Origin of the sequence: Sagittula marina (assembly GCF_014196795.1) — a bacterium.
Classification (GTDB): Bacteria; Pseudomonadota; Alphaproteobacteria; order Rhodobacterales; family Rhodobacteraceae; genus Sagittula; species Sagittula marina.
Genome location: NZ_JACIEJ010000002.1, coordinates 556,051 through 578,152 on the forward strand (window position 1 = coordinate 556,051; position 22,102 = coordinate 578,152).

At 57.5% G+C, this 22,102-nt stretch carries 19 protein-coding genes, 1 tRNA gene and 1 pseudogene; 12 read left to right on the forward strand and 9 right to left on the reverse strand.

Going from position 1 to position 22,102, the window contains the following annotated elements; translation table 11 throughout:
• The first annotated feature begins 78 nt into the window (after positions 1-78).
• Positions 79-1,074 carry a DUF5671 domain-containing protein gene (locus tag GGQ68_RS06100; RefSeq protein WP_183963982.1) on the forward strand — a complete coding sequence of 332 codons (996 nt, stop codon included), beginning with the start codon at positions 79-81 and terminating at the stop codon, positions 1,072-1,074.
• A 64-nt stretch (positions 1,075-1,138) separates the two neighbouring features.
• On the opposite strand, the gene dgcA is transcribed toward GGQ68_RS06100, so the two are convergent.
• Entirely contained in the window at positions 1,139-2,101 is a 963-nt protein-coding gene (gene dgcA, locus GGQ68_RS06105; RefSeq protein WP_183963984.1) for an N-acetyl-D-Glu racemase DgcA, read from the reverse strand.
• 136 nt (positions 2,102-2,237) lie between these two features.
• Positions 2,238-3,239: an N-acetyltransferase DgcN gene (dgcN, locus tag GGQ68_RS06110; protein ID WP_183963986.1), complete on the reverse strand. Its 1,002-nt coding sequence runs from the start codon at positions 3,237-3,239 to the stop codon at positions 2,238-2,240.
• A 266-nt stretch (positions 3,240-3,505) separates the two neighbouring features.
• Here dgcN and GGQ68_RS06115 point away from each other — a divergent pair, with 266 nt between their 5' ends.
• Entirely contained in the window at positions 3,506-4,465 is a 960-nt protein-coding gene (locus GGQ68_RS06115; RefSeq protein ID WP_183963988.1) for an L-malyl-CoA/beta-methylmalyl-CoA lyase, read from the forward strand.
• A 140-nt stretch (positions 4,466-4,605) separates the two neighbouring features.
• On the opposite strand, the gene GGQ68_RS06120 is transcribed toward GGQ68_RS06115, so the two are convergent.
• Entirely contained in the window at positions 4,606-5,058 is a 453-nt protein-coding gene (locus tag GGQ68_RS06120) for an Lrp/AsnC family transcriptional regulator (protein ID WP_183964109.1), read from the reverse strand.
• Between the two features lie 95 nt (positions 5,059-5,153).
• On the opposite strand from GGQ68_RS06120, the gene GGQ68_RS06125 reads away from it, so the two are divergent.
• Together GGQ68_RS06125 and GGQ68_RS06130 are read left to right on the forward strand one after the other, a co-directional pair.
• Entirely contained in the window at positions 5,154-5,750 is a 597-nt protein-coding gene (locus tag GGQ68_RS06125) for a LysE family translocator (RefSeq protein ID WP_183963990.1), read from the forward strand.
• Positions 5,751-5,856: 106 nt separating this feature from the next.
• Positions 5,857-6,819, forward strand: a complete 963-nt coding sequence (locus GGQ68_RS06130; RefSeq protein ID WP_183963992.1) for an acetyl-CoA carboxylase carboxyltransferase subunit alpha — start codon at positions 5,857-5,859, stop codon at positions 6,817-6,819.
• Between the two features lie 40 nt (positions 6,820-6,859).
• Here GGQ68_RS06130 and GGQ68_RS06135 read toward each other — a convergent pair whose 3' ends face one another.
• A complete protein-coding gene (locus GGQ68_RS06135) occupies positions 6,860-7,507 on the reverse strand; it encodes a GntR family transcriptional regulator (RefSeq protein ID WP_425502957.1) in 648 nt (215 codons plus the stop codon).
• Between the two features lie 185 nt (positions 7,508-7,692).
• Here GGQ68_RS06135 and GGQ68_RS06140 point away from each other — a divergent pair, with 185 nt between their 5' ends.
• Positions 7,693-8,547 (forward strand): DUF4394 domain-containing protein, encoded by an 855-nt coding sequence (locus tag GGQ68_RS06140; protein ID WP_183963996.1) that lies wholly within the window; start codon positions 7,693-7,695, stop codon positions 8,545-8,547.
• An 82-nt stretch (positions 8,548-8,629) separates the two neighbouring features.
• On the opposite strand, the gene GGQ68_RS06145 is transcribed toward GGQ68_RS06140, so the two are convergent.
• On the reverse strand, positions 8,630-9,322 hold the full coding sequence (locus GGQ68_RS06145) for a M48 family metallopeptidase (protein WP_183964111.1): 693 nt from the start codon (positions 9,320-9,322) through the stop codon (positions 8,630-8,632).
• Positions 9,323-9,430: 108 nt separating this feature from the next.
• On the opposite strand from GGQ68_RS06145, the gene GGQ68_RS06150 reads away from it, so the two are divergent.
• From GGQ68_RS06150 to GGQ68_RS06165, 4 genes are all read left to right on the forward strand, one after another.
• Positions 9,431-9,754, forward strand: coding sequence for a TIGR02300 family protein (locus GGQ68_RS06150; protein ID WP_183963999.1), 324 nt, complete (start codon positions 9,431-9,433; stop codon positions 9,752-9,754).
• Between the two features lie 240 nt (positions 9,755-9,994).
• A tRNA-Ala gene (locus GGQ68_RS06155) sits at positions 9,995-10,070 on the forward strand.
• A gap of 170 nt (positions 10,071-10,240) precedes the next feature.
• Positions 10,241-10,780, forward strand: a complete 540-nt coding sequence (locus GGQ68_RS06160; protein WP_183964001.1) for an AAA family ATPase — start codon at positions 10,241-10,243, stop codon at positions 10,778-10,780.
• Positions 10,781-11,241: 461 nt separating this feature from the next.
• Positions 11,242-16,347, forward strand: coding sequence for an NACHT domain-containing protein (locus tag GGQ68_RS06165; RefSeq protein WP_183964003.1), 5,106 nt, complete (start codon positions 11,242-11,244; stop codon positions 16,345-16,347).
• Between the two features lie 182 nt (positions 16,348-16,529).
• Here GGQ68_RS06165 and GGQ68_RS06170 read toward each other — a convergent pair whose 3' ends face one another.
• The gene (locus GGQ68_RS06170) at positions 16,530-17,111 is read right to left on the reverse strand and encodes a recombinase family protein (RefSeq protein ID WP_183964005.1); all 582 of its coding nucleotides are present in this window, start codon (positions 17,109-17,111) and stop codon (positions 16,530-16,532) included.
• 274 nt (positions 17,112-17,385) lie between these two features.
• On the opposite strand from GGQ68_RS06170, the pseudogene GGQ68_RS24825 reads away from it, so the two are divergent.
• Positions 17,386-17,777 (forward strand): annotated as a pseudogene (locus GGQ68_RS24825) (IS5/IS1182 family transposase); the annotation flags it as partial.
• Positions 17,778-17,911: 134 nt separating this feature from the next.
• Here the strand turns inward: GGQ68_RS24825 and GGQ68_RS06180 are convergent.
• The 3 genes from GGQ68_RS06180 to GGQ68_RS06190 form a co-directional block, all read right to left on the reverse strand.
• On the reverse strand, positions 17,912-19,573 hold the full coding sequence (locus GGQ68_RS06180) for a hypothetical protein (protein WP_183964007.1): 1,662 nt from the start codon (positions 19,571-19,573) through the stop codon (positions 17,912-17,914).
• Positions 19,574-20,017: 444 nt separating this feature from the next.
• Complete coding sequence (locus GGQ68_RS06185) at positions 20,018-20,212, reverse strand: hypothetical protein (RefSeq protein ID WP_183964009.1); 195 nt, start codon at positions 20,210-20,212, stop codon at positions 20,018-20,020.
• A 47-nt stretch (positions 20,213-20,259) separates the two neighbouring features.
• Positions 20,260-20,910, reverse strand: coding sequence for a hypothetical protein (locus GGQ68_RS06190; protein ID WP_183964012.1), 651 nt, complete (start codon positions 20,908-20,910; stop codon positions 20,260-20,262).
• Positions 20,911-21,053: 143 nt separating this feature from the next.
• On the opposite strand from GGQ68_RS06190, the gene GGQ68_RS06195 reads away from it, so the two are divergent.
• Together GGQ68_RS06195 and GGQ68_RS06200 are read left to right on the forward strand one after the other, a co-directional pair.
• Entirely contained in the window at positions 21,054-21,368 is a 315-nt protein-coding gene (locus tag GGQ68_RS06195) for a helix-turn-helix domain-containing protein (RefSeq protein WP_246429271.1), read from the forward strand.
• Positions 21,369-21,591: 223 nt separating this feature from the next.
• The gene (locus GGQ68_RS06200) at positions 21,592-22,092 is read left to right on the forward strand and encodes a TnsA endonuclease N-terminal domain-containing protein (protein WP_246429272.1); all 501 of its coding nucleotides are present in this window, start codon (positions 21,592-21,594) and stop codon (positions 22,090-22,092) included.
• Positions 22,093-22,102 lie beyond the last annotated feature (10 nt).

Below are 22,102 nucleotides of genomic sequence, written 5' to 3' on the forward strand. Positions count from 1 at the left end.
GAGCGTGCCGTGTCCGCTTGAACGCCTGTCCGCTGGATTCTACTAAGGCGCGAATTTGCCCCCATCGAAAGCGGTCCCATGTCCGATGTTTTGTCCACACACATCCGCGACGCCCTGAATGCAGGGCAATCGGCAGGCACCATTCGTCAGAACTTGCAGGCGGCGGGTTGGACCGCGTCAGAGATAGAAACAGCACTGGCTGCATGGATGGCGTCAGAGAACGGCGCGGTCCCGCGCCCCGTCCGCCCCCGGACCGCGCGGGACGCTTTCTTTTACGCCCTGATGTTTGTGGTGTTTGGCATGGTGGCAGGCAACGTGCTGAGCCTGCTTTACGGCCAGATCAACCTATGGCTGCCGGAAATCGGAGAAGGTGTGACCTCTGGCGGCCTGTCCGGCCTGCGCTGGTCCATGGCCGCCCTGATCGTTTTCACCCCGGCCTTCTTTTTTCTGGATCAGTCGGACCGTCGTGACATCCACCAAAATGACGCGCGACGACACAGCGACGTGCGGCGCTGGCTGTCCGCCCTGGCACTTTTGATTGCTGTGTGCATCCTGTTGGGGGACGCCCTGTTTTTGATCTTCACTTGGCTCAACGGTCAGATGACCCTGCGGTTCCTGGTGAAATCGCTTGTGGTCGCTGGCCTGTCCCTCGTGGTGCTGGCGTATTTCGATGAAGGGCGCGACCTTCCGGTCAAGGCTCTTCGCCTCCCTGCCGCGCCGATCCTTATTGCCCTTGCGCTTTTGTCGTTGGGGCTAAGCCTCTGGACTGTCGGCGGCCCGAAACAGGGGCAAATGGAGGCGCGGGACACACTGCGCCTGCGCGACCTCAATCGGCTTGAGACGGATCTGCTCCGCTGCGATGCATTGCGCGCCCCGCTACCAGCGACATTCTATCCGCTGGACTGCGCAAGCGCCCCGGATGATCTCACCGCCTTCGCCGCTCAGATCACTTATGATCGTCAGACGGACACCACCTACAAGATCTGCATCGCCGTCGAAGCACCGGATCGGATGCGGCCCGGAGTCGGACTGGACGGCGACCGCGTTTGCCGCACGCGAAATGTGTCCGACTGAACAGATGCGCGCGACAGACCGCCGGACTAAAGGGGTCGATCTGACACCACCGATGGCGGTAGCGTCAGCCCCATAAGCCCGGTTGCGGCGGATGCACGCCGTGTTCGTCATAGACCAGCGGAACGTCGCGGTCGTCGGCCAGCAAAAGCGGCCCGTCGAGGTCCACCACCTCCGCACCCTGCGCAACCAGCGTCGCGGGCGCCATCGCCAGGGACGACCCCACCATACAGCCAACCATGACATCGTATCCCGCGGCGCGTGCCGCCTCCCGTAAGGCCAAGGCTTCGGTCAGGCCTCCGGTCTTGTCCAGCTTGATGTTAACCACATCGTACTTGCCCTTGAGCGCAGACAAGGACGCGCGATCGTGGCAGGATTCATCTGCACAAAGCGGCACTGGCCGATCCATCCCGATCAACGCCTCATCCGCACCGGCGGGCAAGGGCTGTTCCACCAAAGCCACGCCAAGGCGCAGCAGATGTGGGCAGAGGTCAGCATAGACCTGCGCGGTCCACCCCTCGTTCGCATCAACAATGATCCGCGCGTCAGGCGCGCCGCGACGCACTGCTTCGAGCCGCGGCATGTCGTCAGGCGTGCCCAGCTTGATCTTCAGCAATGGGCGATGCGCGTGTTTGCGAGCCGATGTTTCCATTTTCTCCGGCGTGTCGAGCGAAAGCGTGTAAGCGGTCACTTCCGGCCCCGGAACCTCCAGCCCGGCCAGATCCCATGCCGGGCGAGCCGCTGTCTTGGCCTCCAGATCCCATAGCGCACAGTCCACCGCATTGCGCGCTGCACCGGCGGGCAATGCGTCTTGCAGCTCGGCCCGAGTGATCCCTTCGGGCAGGCCGTCGATTTCAGCCGTGACACTGTCCAGCGTCTCGTCATAGCGGGCGTAGGGCACACATTCACCGCGCCCTGTCACACCGTCGCGCGTGATGGCGACAGTCAGGACATGCGCCTCTGTCCGGGAACCGCGTGAAATGGTAAAGGCTTCTGCCAGCCGGAACACGTCGCGTGTCACCGTGATCATGTGCGGACCTCCTGTGTTGTCTCGGGTCTAAATCCAATCTCATGCGCGTCATACAGGAAACCGCTGTGGCAAGCACACACAGATGGGACGGTGGGCGGGGCGCCTTCGCGTCAGCGAACAGCGCCGCACCCGTCCATCAAAAGGCTTCCAGCGCCTCGGCCAGCCGGTCCGCGCCGTGGCGGAACGGATCAACGCAGGGCAAGCCAAAGCGTGCTTCGATCTCGGCGCAATAGCTCTTGGCTTCCTCATCCCCCATATGCTGCGTATTGATCGATACGCCCGCAATGCGGCACTCGGAGTTTGCCACCCTTGCAAGCGCCAGTCCAAGATCGCGCACCTCTTCGAGCGAGGGCAGTTTGTAGCCCGGAAGGCCCCGCATGTGGGTGCGCGTCGGCTCGTGACACAGGATCAGCGCATCAGGCTGACCACCGTGGATCAGCGCCAGCGTCACACCGGAATAGGAGACGTGGAACAGGCTGCCCTGCCCTTCGATCACGTCCCAATGGTCATCATCATTCGGCGGCGTCAGAAATTCGATCGACCCTGCCATAAAGTCGGCAACCACCGCGTCCAGTGGCACGCCGTCGCCGGTGATCAGAATGCCGGTCTGGCCCGTGGGACGGAAGGTGCTCTTCATCCCGCGCGCCTGCATTGCCTTGTCCAGCGCCAGCGCGGTGTACATTTTTCCAACCGAACAATCGGTGCCGATCGCCAGAACGCGCTTGCCCGACCGCTTTGTCCCGTCCGCGATGGGGTAGTCCACTGCCGGCACACGCACGTCATGCAAGGTACGTCCGCAGGCTTCGGCCACGGCAACCAGATCAGGCTCGTCGCCCAACAGGTTGTGCAGACCGGAGGCAAGGTCAAACCCTTCCTCCAACGCTTGGATCAACACTTTTTTCCAAGCTTTCGAAATCACCCCGCCGCGATTGGCCACGCCGATCACAAGCGTCTTGGCGCCAGCGGCCTTTGCCTCCGCCAGCGTCATGTCGGGCAGTTTCATGTCGGCCTTGCAGCCGTCCATCCGGAACTGACCCACGGAATTTTCCGGCCGCCAGTCGCGTATTCCCTGCGCGACCTTCGCGGCAAGAGGATCGGGCGCGTCGCCCAAGAAGAGGAGATAGGGGGTCTGAATCATGGCGGCCTCCAAAGCGTGTTTTGGCGACATACTGACCTGTTCGTGCCGGGATTTGATCCGCATTCCGCGTAATTTCACTCTGCTTGAGCAAGATTCTGCAACAATGCCGGGATTTTGGCGAAGATTTATGCACATCCCCTGCGGTTTTCGCGGGTCAGGCAGGTTGCTGCATACATCGGCACACGTATTTCGCTTGCGCAGCATTCCGCAATTTAATAACTCAGAAGGCAGACCATACGCAACTTCATTGCCGATAGGATTCATCCATGTCGTTCCGCCTCCAGCCGCCCTCCCCCGCTGTACCAAACCGTTGCCAGCTGTTTGGCCCCGCGTCCCGCACGTCCCTTTTCGAGAAAATGGCCGGATCGGCTGCAGATGTGATCAACATCGACCTCGAAGATTCGGTGGCACCCTCAGACAAGGACAGCGCCCGGGTCAACGCCATCCAGGCGATCAACGATGTGGACTGGGGCAAGAAATGCCTGTCCGTGCGGATCAACGGGTTGGACACCCCTTGGTGGTATCGCGACGTGATCGACATTCTGGAGCAGGCCGGTGATCGCATCGACCGCATCATGATCCCAAAGGTTGGCTGCGCGGCAGATATCTATGCCGTCGACGCTGTGGTCACGGCGGTCGAGCGCGCCAAGGGGCGCACAAAGCCGATCCGCTTTGAAGTCATCATAGAATCCGCCGCCGGTATCGCTCATGTGGAAGAGATCGCCGCCGCCTCTCCGCGTATGGAAGCGATGAGCCTCGGCGCGGCCGACTTTGCCGCATCCATGGGGATGGCCACCACAGGTATCGGGGGTACGCAGGAAAACTACTACATGCTGCGCGATGGCGCCAAGCACTGGTCCGATCCCTGGCACTGGGCGCAAGCCGCAATCGTGGCTGCCTGCCGCACACATGGCGTGTTGCCTGTGGACGGGCCGTTTGGCGATTTCTCAGACGATGAGGGCTTCCGCGCGCAGGCGCTGCGCTCTGCCACGCTCGGCATGGTCGGCAAATGGGCCATCCACCCCAAGCAGATCGCACTGGCCAACGAGGTCTTCACACCCACGGATGAGGCCGTCGCAGACGCGCGCGCAATCCTCGACGCGATGGAAGCCGCCAAGGCACGCGGCGAAGGCGCAACCACTTACAAGGGAAAGCTGATCGACATCGCGTCGATGAAGCAGGCCGAGGTGATCGTGAAACAGGCCGATCTGATCGCGGGCAATTGAGCCAAGCGCAGATCTGCGTGACCAAAGGATGAATTCTGCGAAGGGGGCGTCAATCGGCGCCCCGTTTACCTTTTGGAAAGGTGAGTCCCGACCGGTTCGGGTGGAAAAACCGGTCGGTTATTAACCTGCGTAAATGCGGCTCATCCGCGCATGTCCTTGGGGCTGCCCATCACCACATATGTGGTCAGCCGGTCCACCTGCGGTAGCGCGCCCAGGATCTCCGTATGGAAATGCTTGTAGGCGGAGAGGTCGGCGACCTCGACACGTAGCAGGTATTCCACGGAACCGGTGGTGTTGTGACATTCAACCACCTGCGTTGCGGCCTTCATCGCTTGTTCAAAGGCCAACTGAGCGGTCTTGGTATGCTGGTTCAGACCCACCGAAAGATAGGCGATAAAACCTGTGCCCAGTTTGTCGCTGGACAGCACGGCGCGATAGCCTTGGATCACGCCAGCCCCTTCCAGCCCCTGGACACGCCGCAGGCAAGCAGAGGGCGACAAGCCCACCCGTTCTGCCAGAGCCAGGTTGGACAGACGCCCGTCCTGCTGAAGGGCGCGCAATATTTTGCGGTCTATCTCGTCAAGACTGATCATAAATTGCATATTTACATCGGCCGCGCGGCATAACACAATTTCAAACCAGTAAGGACGCGCGATAAAGGCGGACCATTACCTTGATGGAGCCCGTCATGCCTCTTGACCTGATCACCGCCCTCATGGGGTTTGCTGCGGCGACGCTGTTTACGCCGGGGCCGAACAATCTGATGCTGGTGGCGTCCGGCGCGAATTTCGGGTTGCGGCGCAGCATGCCGCATCTGTCAGGGGTCGCTCTGGGCTTTCCGGTGATGATCGTGCCGGTTGGCCTTGGCGTCATGCGCGCGTTCGAGGCGTGGCCACCGCTTTACACGGTGCTGAAAGCCGCGGCTTTGGTGTACATGATCTACCTCGCGTGGAAGATCGCAACAGCGGGTGAGATCCGCGCCCGCGATGCAGAAGCCAAGCCGCTGACCTTTGCACAGGCGGCAGCATTCCAATGGGTGAACCCAAAGGGCTGGTCGATGGCATTGGGCGCGATCACACTTTACGCCCCGAGCCGCGATCTGTCCGGTGTACTAATGATCTCCGCTGTATTCCTGACCGTTGGCACAGTGTCAGCGCTGACATGGACCAGCTTCGGGACCGGCATCCGACGTTGGCTGGCGAACCCGGTGCGGCTGAAATGGTTCAACTGGACGATGGCCGCCCTGCTGCTTGCGGCGATGGCCCCGGTCTTGTTGGGTCTGTGACACCGGCGGAGGTTGGCACAGCGAAGATCTTGCTTTGTTGCAACTGGCCGCGCTGCACGCCATATAGCTGCGCAACACTTGCACCCTAGACGCGCGGAGACATTCGATGACCCATTACCTCGATTTCGAGAAGCCACTGGCGGAGATCGAAGGCAAAGCCGAGGAACTCCGGGCCATGGCCCGGCAGAACACCGGTATGGATATCGAAGCCGAAGCCAAGGCGCTGGACCGCAAGGCCGACACCCTGTTGACCGATTTGTATGCCAAGCTGACGCCCTGGCGGAAATGTCAGGTCGCGCGCCACCCCGAACGGCCCCATTGCCGCGATTACATCGACACGCTGTTCACGGAGTACATGCCGCTGGCAGGCGACCGCAACTTTGCCGATGACCATGCGATCATGGGTGGCACGGCGCGGTTCAACGACATGCCGGTGATGGTGATCGGGCATGAGAAGGGTTTCGACACCACCTCGCGGATCGAGCACAACTTCGGCATGGCGCGGCCAGAGGGCTATCGCAAGGCCGTGCGCCTGCTGGATATGGCCGACCGGTTCGGCCTGCCGGTGGTGACACTGATCGACACGCCCGGCGCCTACCCCGGCAAAGGTGCGGAAGAGCGCGGCCAGTCCGAGGCGATTGCCCGTTCGACCGAGAAATGTCTGCAAATCGGCGTGCCGCTGGTGTCCGTCGTGATTGGCGAAGGCGGATCGGGCGGGGCTGTGGCCTTTGCCACCGCGAACCGCGTCGCGATGCTGGAACATTCTGTGTATTCGGTGATCTCCCCCGAAGGCTGTGCGTCGATCCTGTGGAAAGACGGGGCGCGGATGCGCGACGCGGCAGAGGCGCTGCGCCTGACGGCGCAGGATCTGCACACGCTGGGTGTTTGTGACCGGATCATCAAGGAGCCACGCGGCGGGGCGCATCGTAATGCACAAACCGCGATGGACAGCGTCGGTCAGGCGATCAGCGCAATGCTCGCTGAACTCGATGGCCTGAGCGCCCGTGAGATCGTTGAGGCACGTCGATCGAAATACCTGGATATGGGGTCGCGCGGGCTGGCGGCCTGAGACGTTCGCGACCGCCTACTCTATTTTGAAAGCGCTGGCATCAGGTCCTGTCTGCGATCATGCGCAGTCCCTGTGTCACGTCCGTGCGCACCGCAAGGCGCAGCCCGGGCTCATCCCCGGCCTTGAGCGCGGCGATGATCAGGCGATGGTATTGCGGCGGCTCTGAGCGGCGCAGGCGCCCGTACAGCGCGCGCATGGTCGGCCCCAGTTGCAGCCAGACCGTTTCACACATGGCCAGCATGGCAGGTGCCTGAGCGCGCAGGTACAGCGTACGGTGGAATTCAAGATTGGTGCGAATGTAGCCCACAGCATCCCGGTTGGAGACCACGTCGGCGATATTGCTGTTGATTGTCTGAAGGCGCTCAATCAGGGCCATGTGCGCCCGCGGCAATGCGCGGGAGGCCAGCTCGACCTCGATCAGTGAGCGCAGCGCGGCCAATTCCTCAATCCGTTCGTTGGACAGCTCCGGCGTGGCGACGCGACCAGAGGCGGACATGGACAGCGCGCCCTCTGCCACCAGACGGTGCACCGCCTCGCGCGCCGGGGTCATGGAGCATTCGAATTCCTTGCCAATGCCGCGCAGAGTAAAAGAATGTCCCGGCGGGATCTGGCCGTGCATGATACGCGTGCGCAGGCCGCGATAAACGCGGTCATGGGCGGAGGTGGTCGGTTCTGGGCGCGAGATCACTTGCATCCCGTCAAGTGATCACAAACGGCGGCAGGGTCAATACGCGAATGGATCCGGCCGCCACTGGGCTGCGGGAAAAAATAATTTTCAAAAAGTTTACACCCGCCGAAACTCCACCCGCATTGCGGTCGTGGGTTACGGCATAGCTCATCCAAACCGGACGAGCCGCCAACAGGAGTTCACTTATGATCCGTACCGTTTACACCTCTGTCGCCGCCCTTGCTCTTACCGCTGGTGCATCCTTTGCTGCGGGCCACGCTGGCACAATGGGTTACGCCCTGACCGATGGCGGCAGCACACTGGTCGTCATGGCCGACATCGCTGCGCCGGGCGAAGCAGAGACCTATGCGCTTGAGTCGAACCTCGACGCCATCGCATTCCGCCCGGTGACCGGCGATCTGCTGGGTCTGGCCGACGGCATGATCTACACCATCAACCCGATGTCCGGCGAGATGACCGATCTGGGCGCAACCTTCATGGATGACGCGACGATTGGCGCCGATGCCATGGTCGCATTCGATTTCAACAACGCCATCGATGCTGTGCGCGCCGTTTCCTCGACCGGTGACAACCTTGTCTACTTCCCCGACGGCTTTGGCGATGGTGACGAAAAAGCGGGCTCCGTGCGTCGCATGACCGATCTGGCCTATGCAGAAGGCGACGCCAATGCCGATGCGACACCGATGGTCTTTGCCAACGCCTACACCAACGCCATTGCGGGCAAGACCGCGGAAAGCACGTTCCAATACGGGCTCGACGCGGGCACCGACTCGCTCGTGAGCGTGGCCAACAACGCCGGCACTCTGGAAACCATCGGCAAGGTGATGGTGGACGGTGCAGAGGTCGATCTGTCCGGCATGGGCGGTTTTGACATCCTGTCCCCCGAAGAAGGCAGCGACATGGCCTATGCAGTGCTGCAGATGGAAGGCGCTGACAGCGCAGGTCTTTACAGCATCAACCTCGAAAGCGCCGAAGCGACCCTCCTGTCCGATCTGGGGATGGGTGGCATCAACGGCTTTGCTGTCTCAGGCGGCATGTAATCTCTTGTAGCACCCAAAGGCACAGCGCCGTCAGAGCGCTTTGCCACACCAGGGCGAGGGGGGTCTTCGGGCTCCCCTCTCTTTATGCGTCGAACCGGTAGCGGTGCAGCTCATTGCCGTGATCTTTCAGCCATTTGCGCGCAGACCGCCAATCGCCATAGAGATGCTCGACCTCCGCCCAGAACTGCGCGGAATGATTCATATGGCGCAGATGCGCCACCTCATGCGCGGCAACGTAGTCCAATACGTCCGCATGACCGAGGATCAGCCGCCAAGAGTACATCAGCCCACCATCCGAGGTACACGATCCCCAACGCGACCGTGTATCCCGCAGCGTCAGTCGCGAGTAAGGGCGACCCAAACGGGCACTGTAACGGTCTGACGCCTCAGCCAATCGGTCACGGGCCAAGGTCTTCAACCAGCCTTGAACCCGCGCTGCAACGCGGTCCGGATCGCCTGGAACATGCAGAACACCGTCAACTCGGCGGATGGACCGCCCCTGCCCCGCGACGATCTGGTGCAGCGCGCCTTCGATTGGAATACGGCTCCCAAGCGCCACGCTCACCGGCGCCCCTTGCCGGGAAAGATGTCCGCGCAGCCAGTTTTCCTTCGATTCAAGAAAGGCCCGCCCTTCTCGCTCCGGCACGGATTTTGGCAACGTCAAAGTCACGCGCCCGTCAAGTTGGGAGATGCGCAGCGATAATCGCCGCGCGCGGGCGGACCGGCGCAGGGTGACGCATATATCGGGGTTGCCAGCCAGCCGGATCTGTCCCATATCAGCCATTCTCCCCCAAAGCCTTTGACTCTATACCGGTCTTATGGCAGGGGGCTTTGATTGTCGACGGGGCCGCGCATGGTCCCATTACTCCAAAAGGGGATATCCATGCCGAAGGAAGAATGGGGCACGAAGCGCGTTTGCCCGACCACCGGCAAGCGCTTTTATGACCTGAACCGGACTCCGGTCATCAGCCCGTACACGGGCGAGACCGTGACCGTAGAAACCGGCAAGCGGTCCTTGATCGCGGCCGATGCCGAAGACCAAGCCAACAAGTCGAAGGAGAAGGAGACCAAAGACTCCGATCTGCTCGACGATGATGATGTGGATGTGGATCTGGATGACGACGACGATGTGCTCGAAGATGAGGATGACGACAACGTCTCCCTCGACGAGATCGCCGACGTCGCCAGCGAGGACGACGACTCCTGATCCCGCGTGACCCGGTGTTATCTGGAGGGGCCTTTCGGGGCCCCTTTTGCCGTTCATGGCTTAGCGTTCGGTGTGAACCTGAAACTTCCCGGAGGGCGCAGAAAAAACTGTAGCAAGCGGCGCATTTTCCTCTTGATCCCCAAGGCGCCAACCCTTACTCACCCCGCACGGTGACACTGTCATCGCCCACGGCACACGCCTTAGAGCCCATACGGGTTTGACGGCAAGACGCCAAGAGATGGGGCCTTAGCTCAGCTGGGAGAGCGCTTGCATGGCATGCAAGAGGTCAGGGGTTCGATCCCCCTAGGCTCCACCATTTTCCTATTGAAAAGCACCAGATAGTTCTGCCTTTCTCGTCAGAGGATTTGCCTCTGTCGCGCAGGACGGTGCTGTTTTCCCTACGAAAATCCATGCTGCCTTGATCCGCGCCTTTCAGCGCGTCGATCACGTTGCAGCCCTTCCCCCCTTCACAACCGAGGATGGCCCATGAGCGACCATTTCGTCGTCGTGACGGGCGGCCCGGGTGCGGGCAAGACCAGCCTGATCACCGAGCTTGCCCGCCGCGGCTTTCATACGATCCCCGAATCCGGCCGCGCGATCATCCGCGAGGAGGTGCAGAGCTGCGGAGACGCCCTCCCCTGGGCGGACCGCATTGCCTATGCGGAACGGATGCTGGAGCGCGACCTACGCGCCCGTAGCACCGCACAGCCCCTCTCAGGCCCCGTGATCTTCGACCGAGGCATTCCCGACATCATGGGCTACCTGACCCTCTGCGGCCTCCCCGTGCCGCCCCATGTGGCCACTGCGGCCAAGGCAGCCCGCTACAATTGTCGCGTCTTCCTGGCGCCCTTCTGGGGCGAGATCTTCACACAGGACACCGAACGCAAGCAGACCTGCGCCGAGGCCAAAGCGACCTGCGCCGTCATGCGGGAGACCTACACCGCGCTCGGATACCAAATCACGGAGTTGCCGCGCGCCGACATTGCAACACGCGCCGACTTTGTTTGTGCGCAGCGGGTCAACTGACCGTAATCGCGAGATGCCCTGGCAAAACTGCTGAAGCGGACAAACCGCATGGTCCCTCCGGCCTCCCGCTGCCTGACACTCACGGCCCATTCCGGACCTTTACACCACATTCAAGCTTCTGCGGTCGCAGCCTCCATTGCTGCTATTCATCACGCATGCGAAAGACAGAGAACACTGGCCTTGAAGGCAGGCCAAAAAGTAAGCTTTGTGTAGCCGGAGCATGGTGCAATCGACCCGATTGATTACACTGTGTCCAATCGTCACTGTGGGGCGAAATAGATTGGAAAAATCGAAACGAGTTGAGCTTTAGAAAAGAGAACTTGTTAATTTCTCCTTAAGAATGCACGGCCTGACAAGGCCAGTATCTTATCAACTGAAGCTACGTCGTTAGCGGATAAAGTGAAGCAAGACCGGCAAACTTTTACGCCAAAGATTTCGAACAGCTTATGAGGAGCGAGGTAATGGCGTCCTACACATCTACAGGGCCTGCTGGAGCAAATACCGAAATTTCGTTTGCCGCCGTGATGGCGGCACATTTGATTGCAGAGCAGACGCACCCTTTGATGCCAAATGGTGCCGTTCCCCAAAAACTATCTCTTCAGAGGCGTGACGGACCGGATGGCTTCGATGATATAGTTGTTGAATGGCGAAAGGGCGACACGGTTGGTACCGTCTTCATCCAATCGAAGCGGCCGATTGCAATCAGCGACAATGAGACCTTTCGCGGACTGGCCCGAGCTTTGGCTGTCTGTGAACATGAAGGTGAATGGTCTGCGGCTATTGTGGCTACTTCTATCACGCCTCATTTAGAAGATATTCAGGTCCTTTTAGAGTCCGCGCGGTTGTCCACTGACCACAAGGAATTCGATCGAAAGTGGGAGAAACCGGGTGTCCTGAACGATGCAAAACGCACGGTCTTGAAGGGATTTTCGTCGGCCGTAAATGGCTTGGACCATGACGCTGCGTGGAGCGCCATGCGTCGTTTGCGAGTTGTTGAACATGACCTTGCATTGCCCAGCTCTCGCGACCGCCAGGCGGCTATTGAAATTCTTTCAAAGGCCGTTGCGGAAGGTGCAGATGCAGAAGCAAACTTTGAAGCAATTCGATCCAAATTTCTTGAGACCGCTGCTTTGTCTCCGACCTTTGATCGGACGTCGTTGGTTCTTAATATTCCTAGCCTAGCCATCCGACCGCAAGAACGTTACCGAACGACGATTGACAAAATTCGCGCGGAATCTAGAAGGGCAGTTTCTTCAATCAAAGATCAGATAAACGGGCCAAGCTGCTCACTAACGCTATTGCGCCCTGAATGCTGGAGCAAGCTGAAGGAGGATTTTGAAGCTCACAGGAACGTACAACTTCGAGGCGAAGCGGGTTCCGGAAAGTCAGCACTTCTCAAGCGCTATGCCGCAACTTACGATGGCAACGTGTTGGTTCTGAACGAACGCCGGATTTCGGGCAACATCTGGGCCGAAGTGACAGCTAATTGGGGTAGTCCGATTGCTGCCAAGGAGACGATAGATACGCTGGCATTGTCTGGCAATTGCTTGCTCGCAATAGATGGAGCTGACCGGTTGCTGCTTGACCATCGTCGTAGCGTTGTGATGGATCTTTTGCACGCCATCGCTGCCTCACCGTTACGAGACCGATGGTCGATCATCACAAGCGGCCGTGACTTTGGACCACAAGACGTCGTACTCAGTGCTTTCGCAGAAGCAGAGCTTGAACTAGGCCAATCAACGATAGTTGGTGCTCTGGATGATCAAGATTTGATTATAATCGGGAACGCGTTTCCCAATGTGCGCTCGCTAATTGGTCGTTCTGATTTAGCGAACTGGAACAAAAACCCCTTTATGTTGGGGCAGCTCTTAGCATCGAGCGAATTCCCCTCGGTCTTAACTGAAATAGAATTGGCTGATGCTTGGGCAACCCGTGGAGCGGCCGCCACGCCACCGAATTATCGTCGAGATTCAGCAGTTGCACAAATTGGAGCTTCAAGGATCGCCTCACCAGCCGTCATTCCAGGCAGCGCGGACATCGACGCAGAAGGAGTCGCAACGCTCATTACTGAAGGATCAGCGCAAAGGCAAAGTCTTGGCAATGGAATTGTGCTTACTCACGACGTCCTTGAAGATTGGGCCTTAGCCCGTGAAATGGAACGCAATTGGCAAACCTTGCCCGAACTTTTGAAAGCTGCAGGAGAACCACTGTGGTGGCAGCGCGCAGTTCGCCTGGTAGGGCAAATCAAACTCGAACGAGGACAATTGACCGAATGGCAAACCCTATTTACAGCACTTGAGGCTGATGAAGATCTGGATCCCGCTTGGGCAAAGTTGGTTCTTGCAGCGCCGCTACACTCAGAAAAATCTGCCGAACTGCTCGAGCAGCTTACGGCCAGGTTGTTGGATGAAGAAGGTAAAATGCTTGGAGCTCTCATAGAAGCTGTGAGGACCTTTGAAACCCGCATTAACCAAAACATCCTCACCTCTCCGAGGCTCGCGGACCTAACTCAGGCAGAGAGGTTTTACACTGCTAGTTTTTTCAAGGTACCTGTTTTGATCTCATGGCTTGCTTTCTTGCGGTGGTCATTACCTCATTGGTCATCTTGGCCCGACAGGCACATACCAGCGCTGGTGCAGCTGGCCGAGATATGGACGAACCACTACGAGCGCATGTCGAACTGGGTATCAAAACGTATCGCAGGACATATTAATAATTGGCTGATTTCTGTCGAGGACTACGAGCACTCAGAAAACGAGAGAGGTTACCGCTCCGAGCGCGCCCCACCGTTTGCGTTGGACTTTCGTTATGATCGTTGGAGGGAGCTGGAGCGTGACCTCCAGAAAGTTCTTTCGATGTGCACACCTTCTGCACCCGAAATCGTCGAAGCGTATCTGGCCCGTATAACGACGGAGAAGCGCCTTCGCGGAGCTCGAGCGCGATTGCTGGAGTACCCACGCCAGATCCCCAGCCAGTTACCCGTGGCGTGGACAGAAATGATGGCGGCTGCGCTACTCCCAAGAGAGCGGCAAAGAAGAGAGGGCCTCCTAGGCCCATCAAGCTGTTTTGATTCAATCACTTCATTTCACGATGCTGGAATTCGAGATGAATTCAGGTTTACTGATAGCTCACCCCATCAACTCGGCTGGGATCAACTCTTTGCCAAAGACGCCAATGTCGCACTAACCATGATGCACCGGTTGGAAATGCGAGCAGCCGTTTTTTGGCGGAACCGCGAGGTGCGGCATGAAGGTCGGCGGCCTCGAGCGTTGGTACTTGTCTTGGGTGATCAAGAACTCAAACTGTGGGGTGACGAGACAGTGTATCGTTGGTCGCGGGCAATACTTGGTCCACACTCGCTCGGATCAGCGTATCTTGCCTTGGATAACTGGCTCCAAGAGCAACTCGAAGACAAAGCCAGCCTGGCGGAACTACTTCCTCGAATTCTTCAAAACAACGGTCTTGTGGCTACGACGTCCCCGATCATTAATGCTGTCGCTCATCGTCAAAATGATCGCCCGTCGATTTCTGCAATCGCCCCACTTCTGGCAGCACCACGTCTTTGGGGCTACGACATTCGCCGCCACATGGACGACCGTTCTCCGACCCACCGCATTCGTGGAATTGGATCAGGGCAACATCACCTAGAGGCAACTGAAGAAATTTGGGAGCGATACAACAATCGCGGCCCTTTCCACCATCAACTCCTTTTGCCTTTCCATCTTATGGCAGATCAGGAGGCACAGGCGTTCTTACAGGAACGGCGCATTCGCTGGACCCTTGATGACCTTGCTGACTTTGACCACGAACTCATGAACGAGGCGTGGCGGGACGAAACCCAAACAAGACTAGAGCGATATCTCAGTGACTCTGATCCACAATCAGTCAAATTTGAAGAAAGTGATGATAAAAACCAGATACTAGTCAGACTGGAACCGCCCAAAGAGAACGCTGCCGAACTTGAAGCGCAAAGTATAGAACAAGCTCGGACCAATTCATTGAGTGAGCTTGCGACTTGGGCTGAGCGCTCATTGGAGGCTGGAGAAGTTGAAGGTAGGTTTGAGCTCTCAGATGCTATCAAACTATTGAACGAGCAAGCGACCGACAAAGACATGGTTGCGACAGATTTCTCCGGGCGAATGATACAAGCCGCATCTGCTGGCGTTGCTGCGGTGTTGGCGAAATTTGGCCCATCAGAGTTGGTCGAGACTCATGTAAGTTGGGCTCAAGAGCGCTTGCTCGTTGCGGTTTCCCGGGACCGCACACCAGACGAATTGCAATTTTTGGTCCCGCAATCTGTGATGTCTTTTGATCCACAAACGATAGCGGCAGGTGGAGTTGCTGCCTTGGTAACTCGTGGTTTTAGTAATGACCTTGACGAGGCCGTTGCGGAGCTCGCAACCCATCAACTGCATGCAGTCGGATCAGCAACACTGCGAGGCTTCGAATGGGCACAAAGACCTGAACTTGCATGGAGGTGTTTGGTCGCCGCCTTTGACACGTGCGTTTTTGACTCAGGCTTTGACTGGGAGGCGGATCGCAAGAAAAGGCGCGCAGAAAGGATGAATCTCAAGCGTCATAGGAATGCAGTAAAATTTGCAACCGGACGCGGCCCAATTCGTGGGCCCATTCTACCTCCCAAGCCCTTCCGTACACGTTGGGTCAGGTCGAAGAAACTTTATCCTCCTGTCGTACGTGTAAAGCTACGGGCGAGTCGTCATTTTGACTGGGGAAAAATGAAAACACTGATAGAGGCAGTTCCATATACTGCTCTGACTGCGGAGAAACAACGATATCTCTTCGAGTATTTTGAGGGCCTAACTGAATGGGCACGTTCTATTCGAAATGAAGACGAACGGCCCGGTGGCTATGGGAATGCCTTTCCCTACGAACTAGTAAGTACACTCGCAAAGGAAACTGGAAGGCTTGCAGCAATTTCTGGTGACGGTCAAGCTTGGAGAACGTTGACCGATCTCGAACAACGGCAATATAAGGGTGACTTGATTGGGTCTTACCTTGATGCCGTTACTCATGAGCTGATTGTCAGCAACCGATCGCCAGACGATCGATTTTGGAAAGCTTGGCAACCGGCGGCAGATTGGGTCATGAGCAATCTGGTTCCCAGAGTTCAAAATGACCAGTGGCAAAATATAGACAACGCATTGCGGGCGGCAGGGTTTGTCGGCCCGTATATGACGCCCGTGCCGCCGGATTGGCCCTACTTGGAAATGCTCTTGCCTAGGATCGATAGTTGGGTGGACGCCACAAAACAGCATGCCTCTGCTGCCCATGCAGTTCTTGCTATTTGCGAACGCATGTCGGCCGATCAGCTTGAAGAATGGTTCGTTCCCTGGCTCAAAGCGTATGCAAAAGAGCATAAGACCAATGCCAGTTTCTGGATGTATGCAGGTTTCTCTGACAAAGCGGCCGGACTATTGGCAACGTTGGAAGATCGGTCACACGCAATTCGAGCGCAAATTCGAAAAACTTTGTCCATTATGGCAGATGCTGGCTCCCTATCCGCTCGGGAGGTTCTGCCCCTTTTCACGTCAAATAGGCCAAGCTAACTGACCGAAAGTCGTCCTGATAGAGTTTTAGATAGATGCAATGGGAGCGTCCGCTTTCTGGTTGCGATCTTGAACACGCGAGGTTGCAGAGAATGCCCGGAATCCGCCCATCCTGCCCACGGTAGACTTCGTGCCGTCGCTGGAAGGGTTGGCTGTAAAGGGCTGGAAGGGACCGTCGGCCATTAACGTTTCGGCCCCTGCCGCGCCAGCGTGCGATAGACGGTTGGCCGCGACACAGTGAAGAGCTCGGCCAAGTCCGACACCGAATACTCCCCAGTTGCGTGCATCCGTGTCAACTCCGCCGCCTGCCGGTCGGAAAGCTTTGGCTTCTTGCCCCTCAACTTCCCTTTGGCGCGGGCCACCGCCATGCCCTCGCGGGTGCGAAGCCGGATTAGGTCGGCTTCGAACTCGGCGAAGGTCGCCAGCACGTTGAAGAACATCCGCCCCATCGGATCGGCTGGGTCGTAGACCGTGCTTCCAAGCGCGAGCCGTACCCCGCGCTCAGCTAGCCCGTCGGCGATGTCGCGCGCGTCCGGCACCGAGCGGGCCAGCCGGTCAATCTTGGGGACCACAAGTGTGTCGCCCGCGCGCACGGCGGCCAGCGCCTGGGCAAGCCCGGGCCGGTCGCGGTTGCGGCCGGTCAGCCCATAGTCTGTGTAGATTCGCTCGGAGGCGACGCCAAGCGTTTCCAGCGCCGCGCGCTGCACGGCGAGATCCTGAGCGTCGGTGGAGCAGCGGGCATAGCCAATACGTAAGTTTGTCATGGGTCAAGCGTAACGCAAGCGGCCCCTTCAGCGATAAACAAATCGTACCACCCTATCGAGACATAGTTTTCTCAACAGCAGAAGGAGCTCGAGGCGAAATCAAAAACGTTCGTTGAACGATCCCTCACCGGACACAACCCAACGTAGAATTTCGTCAGTTGCCGAACCCCGAAAGTTGCCACCTCAACTGAGCAGGCTGTGCGTCAATTGCGCCGGACATAGCTGTGATCGTCACGCCTGAGGTAGAAACCCTCCCTGGGCATCAGCTATCTGACTAGGTTTAGCATCGGAGGCGGCTGTTCCGAAGACGGTGAAGGTCGACGCGATCTACCGAAGGCGCACCGCACGGAGCCCAGCCTGCGGTCGAAAGAGGAGAACCCGATGACCAATATAGCCGACCGATCGTTCGAACGAAGATCGGCCTGAACACCAAACTGCATGCCAACGCCGAATCGTTCCAAGAAGCGGAGGGATACGGGCGTGCATCCCGGGCGAGAGTCTCGCACCAAGCCCGTCCGCTACGACAAGCTTCGCTACAAACGCCGCAACCGGATCGAGGTCATGTTCGGCAGACTGAGGTATCGGCGGCGTGATGCAACCCGCTACGACAGATCGTCCAAGGTCTTCCTCTCAGCACTCGCCGCAACCGTCCGCCTCTGGCTATGAGACCCGAGCCTAGTTTGTGATATAGTGCGACAATGGCGGAGCCGCCTTCCAATTAAGAAAAGCGGCTCCTGTAGCGGGTGTTCAGGAGGACACCCGACCTCTACCTTCAAATGAACCCTATAAGCCGCATCGCGTCAAGAGCGGCACTCGGCCTGCTCCTTAACATCAGAGGCATATTTCTTGAGCGTGAAGTAGAGCAAACCTCCAAGCGCCACTAAGCTGCCAGCGGAGAGGAGGCGAATTTCGAATAGAGAAGCCCCAATAACCATGATGATACATAACGGAAGCCCCAGAAAACTTATATACTTCCACCTCCCGAGCTCAACCTCCAGATACTCCGCACGCATGTTCTGTGGGTTAAATCTTCCAGTCATCACCGCCCGGTATATTTCAGTCATGATTGCTTCATCTTGAAAATATCCAGAATGCGCCGCTAATGGCGCAGGGATACCAGAAGGCACACTCTCGCTATTGAACACCATCTTATTGCGCCTGTTTTCAGGCGTTCGAAGAGACAAGATCCTAGCGCTTATCGGATCAAACCTTGACCATATATTCACCATTGCAAAGCTTGGGTAGAAATGATCCCGCTTGAAGCTTGCAGATTTTTGTTCCTGTATCCTACTGTACCTTCTGGACGGAACGTAACTTTCCTGAAACAGAGAGAAAATATTGTCGATTGGGCTCCCAGCTACAAACATAAACCTTATTTTTTGAAACTGGCGCCTTCGACACTCCCTTTCCTCATCAGATATATCAAGTGCATCGATCTTATCGGAGATTCTAAAGAATGCTTCCGTGGCAATCGCAGAACCTAGGCTATGCGCAACTATCACACAGTCATTACACCGGTCATTCTTTATGACCTTTTGGATGAGCCTCTCAGCTTGATCGATCCTCCTTTCCCGGATTGAAAACCCGTTGGACCTCTCATCATAGGATGTCCAAAAGTATACATCTGATATTCTCTGTTTAACGGGACTCCAAGCCAGCCAAAGAAATAATGCATATATACTGACGGCAGCCGGAATATGGAGCGCCACGGGAACGGAGTAAGCTTCAGCGGCAACCCCTAGAGTCGACCAAATCAAAAATCCAACTACAAGCAGCATGAAGAATGCAAAGACTAACACACTAGTAGCTGTGAAAAGGAAACTTCGCAGGACATTCTTCTCTCGCTCAAACCAAGATTTAGCTATTGCACTGAAATCTCCATACGTTCCCTTCACTTCATCACTCTCGAGATATGCGATAAAGTCCTGTCTCGTACCCGCTTTCCATCTATCCACTTTTTTTGCGGATCCGAATTTTCGGTAGATCGCCTCCAACTTCTCCCTAGTCAAACGGCCAGAAAACATATCATCAACCAGATGTAGAGAACGGATACGGTAGAGCGGGTATCGCCTCCATGGTGACCTCAATATTCGAAACGAATTTACTACAATTTTCAAAATCCAAAGAATAAAGGTGAGCATAGAGATCGGCCGGGTCAAATCATCACCCCAGTAACCTTCGTACGCGCGCACGATCTTGACCTGGACATCGATCTTCTTGAATTTCTTAATTCTCCGAAACTGGACTACCGCGCTGGACGATCCATCTTCGCCCTCTTCTATTTTGTGACGAAAGTTTCTCGGCACGCCAAGCTTTTGAGGGTCCTGTGAGCTTCCCACCCTGTCAAACTCATCTAGAAAAGTCGTTAGCGTACCTAGCTTCCTTGGATTCCCAATCCCATGGAAGAACACAAGTGCTGTATGCCCAATATTGCCCGTCTTCTCTTCGGCTTCGTCATTCATTAGAATATCTCTTCAGACTGCTGGCGCATTAGATTATCTACTCGATTCTGAAAGTTCATTCAGCTGGGACCGGAGCCCGAGTAGGGTTTAAGCTAGGTACAGGCGGATGAACAATGACCGCCACCCTACGTGCAACTAAAATTTTGCTAGAAAGTGCCCCCCATGTTGCCGATCCACGATTGCCTTGTGGCATCGACCGCGGGCTTTTCACTCAAGCGACAAAGGAAAACTTGGCTGTATGGATAATATCGAGCGACTGCATTAGCGGTAGACTGCAAAGCGGATGGCAGCCCAGTTGACTGAAATCATCCGGCGCAAGACCACTAAATCGAAAAGAGTTGGTCGTTCTAGCTGGCGCCGTCGTGGATTTTCCCAGTAGCAGCGGGTTCGGGATGAGCGATGTTCGCCACCCGTGGAGCTTACTGTCCGTCAGCTTGGAAGCGATTAGCCGCGACTTACGCGCTCGGCCGCTCGTAGACGGTGCTGCAAGGCCAACAGTATGACCTCTTCGATGTCACGAACGCGCATCCCATGATCGTAAGCAAGCCGCTCCACGATGTTTGCGATTTCCGGGTTCTTCGGGCCGTACATCGGCCAATCGTGCAACTCATGCTGATCCGGATGTGTCGGCTTGACCATGCTGCCCTCGTTGATGGTAGGTTTCTTTGGCGTTTGGTACGAAGCGGTTACTTCTCCCACACTCCCCGCTTCCGCAGGATGTTCCGCGCTTTTTCCCATGAAACACCTGCCGCCAGGGCGCATCGGTTTGCGGATCGTGTCTTTAAGTACGTCTCGACGACCAGCGCTTCGTCGCATTGACGGTTGGCGTTTCGCGGTTGGACTTCGCGGCCCGTGCTCTTGATCCACCTCGAAATCGTATCACATCCTGGACCATGCCGCTTGTGCAGCTCACGCAGGGAACTGCCCGAGTCCCACTGTTTCGCAATATCTTCTTTGATGTCGATCCCTGCGGCAGCCAAAGCTTTGGCTGCCGCACGGCGGTCTCGTCCCAAAGCCTGCGCCACTTGGTCCAGTGACGGCATTTCCTCATATATCCGCTTGACCTCAGACGGCTCCGGCAACCGAGGCTTTTCTCCGACCCGCAGCACCTTGCGCACAGGGTCCTGTGGCTCTGTCCCGAGATCGCTGACATCTACCGCCTGGGCTTGTGCACCCGCCGCTTCTGACTGTGTAGCTTTTTGGCGCGCGAGCTTTCTGCGGGATATGCGCAGCCGAATGCGTGGGCCTTCCAGTTCAGAAATGACACTCTTGGCAGCCTCGAGTTGTTCCCGAGCCTCCCGAAGTCGTCGCTTTTCTTCATCTCGTTGCGTTGTCACTGGAGCCGCTCCTTCAGTGACAACCTTGGCGCGGTAACCCGGCAGTGCAAAGTCATCAGGTCGGAAGCTTGCCGGTATTCTCGGTTTGATCGGCAAAGCAACCCGACAAAATCTGAGAAAACGCCCACACAGCCGAAGAGAACTTGCGCGACGAATCAATCTCCGAATCACTGTTGGTGTGGGTAAGAACGGAGTCTAAGGACTTGCATCAGGCCATGAAGGTAGATTTGCACAATCACGAGCAGCTGAAGTGCAGGCTTCGGCAAGCCGGGTCGAGCATGGCGGAAATCGCCCGGACGCTCGGCATCAAGCAGAGCAGCGTGACGGTAGTTAGCCAAGGCTATCGCCGTTCGCATCGTGTGCAATCCGCCATCGCCTGCCAGCTTGGTACAACTCCCCAGGAGCTCTTCCCCGATCGTTACGCAGCAGAGGAGGACAGCGCGGCAAACAAAACCTGACATCGGGAAATAAAAAGACCCTCCTGCGCTAACAGGAAGGCCTTTTGAATAAGCGTCGTTTGAAGCCGACCCCTTATTCATCCCCTGAGTCTCACGAAAAGTCAACCTGCCGAGGCGTCTCTCGGCAGGGCGGTCAAACTCATCTCAAACATAGGGGGATGTCGCCCCGCGCCTGCTCCGATCCACATGGGTCGGCGCCCAGGTGAGGTGCGCTCCAAACATCATGTACAACACCTTGTTCTACCGCGGGCCGGAGCCGAGCCACGCGACCCGAGTGCCTGCGCGCCGTTCTAAAGGGAGCCTTCGCGGCTCGATGGTCGCACCGCTGCCCGGCTTCGAGCGCCCGCGCATCATCCACTTCGAGAGTGCGCTCGAATACGCCTTCCTCTGCCTGATGTTGGTACGCGACGACGTGCACCACATCCGCGAACAACCCCCGGCGATATCCTATGTCGGCACTGACGGCCGCCCCGCGCGACATGTCTTCGATTTCTTGGTCACGAAAACGGACGGGGAGCGCGTCGCCGTCGCCATCAAACCCATGCAGCGTGTGCTGAAGCTGAACTTTGCATCCGAGCTCGAAGCGGTCTCGGCGGCGGTAACCAAATCATTCGCGGATCGCGTGTTGCTCGTCACTGACCAGCACATTGACCGAGAGGCTGCCGCTGAAGCGGCCCGGACGCTCGCCTGGTCGCGCTCCTCTCTGACGGAGGTGGCGGCATGACCTTGCGTTT

Coding starts and splice junctions, on each gene's coding strand:
- GGQ68_RS06100 (WP_183963982.1), top strand. CDS start 79: ATGTCCGATGTTTTGTCCACACACATCCGCGACGCCCTGAATGCAGGG.
- dgcA (WP_183963984.1), bottom strand. CDS start 2,101: ATGATCACGGTGACACGCGACGTGTTCCGGCTGGCAGAAGCCTTTACC.
- dgcN (WP_183963986.1), bottom strand. CDS start 3,239: ATGATTCAGACCCCCTATCTCCTCTTCTTGGGCGACGCGCCCGATCCT.
- GGQ68_RS06115 (WP_183963988.1), top strand. CDS start 3,506: ATGTCGTTCCGCCTCCAGCCGCCCTCCCCCGCTGTACCAAACCGTTGC.
- GGQ68_RS06120 (WP_183964109.1), bottom strand. CDS start 5,058: ATGATCAGTCTTGACGAGATAGACCGCAAAATATTGCGCGCCCTTCAG.
- GGQ68_RS06125 (WP_183963990.1), top strand. CDS start 5,154: ATGCCTCTTGACCTGATCACCGCCCTCATGGGGTTTGCTGCGGCGACG.
- GGQ68_RS06130 (WP_183963992.1), top strand. CDS start 5,857: ATGACCCATTACCTCGATTTCGAGAAGCCACTGGCGGAGATCGAAGGC.
- GGQ68_RS06140 (WP_183963996.1), top strand. CDS start 7,693: ATGATCCGTACCGTTTACACCTCTGTCGCCGCCCTTGCTCTTACCGCT.
- GGQ68_RS06145 (WP_183964111.1), bottom strand. CDS start 9,322: ATGGGACAGATCCGGCTGGCTGGCAACCCCGATATATGCGTCACCCTG.
- GGQ68_RS06150 (WP_183963999.1), top strand. CDS start 9,431: ATGCCGAAGGAAGAATGGGGCACGAAGCGCGTTTGCCCGACCACCGGC.
- GGQ68_RS06160 (WP_183964001.1), top strand. CDS start 10,241: ATGAGCGACCATTTCGTCGTCGTGACGGGCGGCCCGGGTGCGGGCAAG.
- GGQ68_RS06165 (WP_183964003.1), top strand. CDS start 11,242: ATGGCGTCCTACACATCTACAGGGCCTGCTGGAGCAAATACCGAAATT.
- GGQ68_RS06170 (WP_183964005.1), bottom strand. CDS start 17,111: ATGACAAACTTACGTATTGGCTATGCCCGCTGCTCCACCGACGCTCAG.
- GGQ68_RS06180 (WP_183964007.1), bottom strand. CDS start 19,573: ATGAATGACGAAGCCGAAGAGAAGACGGGCAATATTGGGCATACAGCA.
- GGQ68_RS06185 (WP_183964009.1), bottom strand. CDS start 20,212: ATGGTCAAGCCGACACATCCGGATCAGCATGAGTTGCACGATTGGCCG.
- GGQ68_RS06200 (WP_246429272.1), top strand. CDS start 21,592: ATGTACAACACCTTGTTCTACCGCGGGCCGGAGCCGAGCCACGCGACC.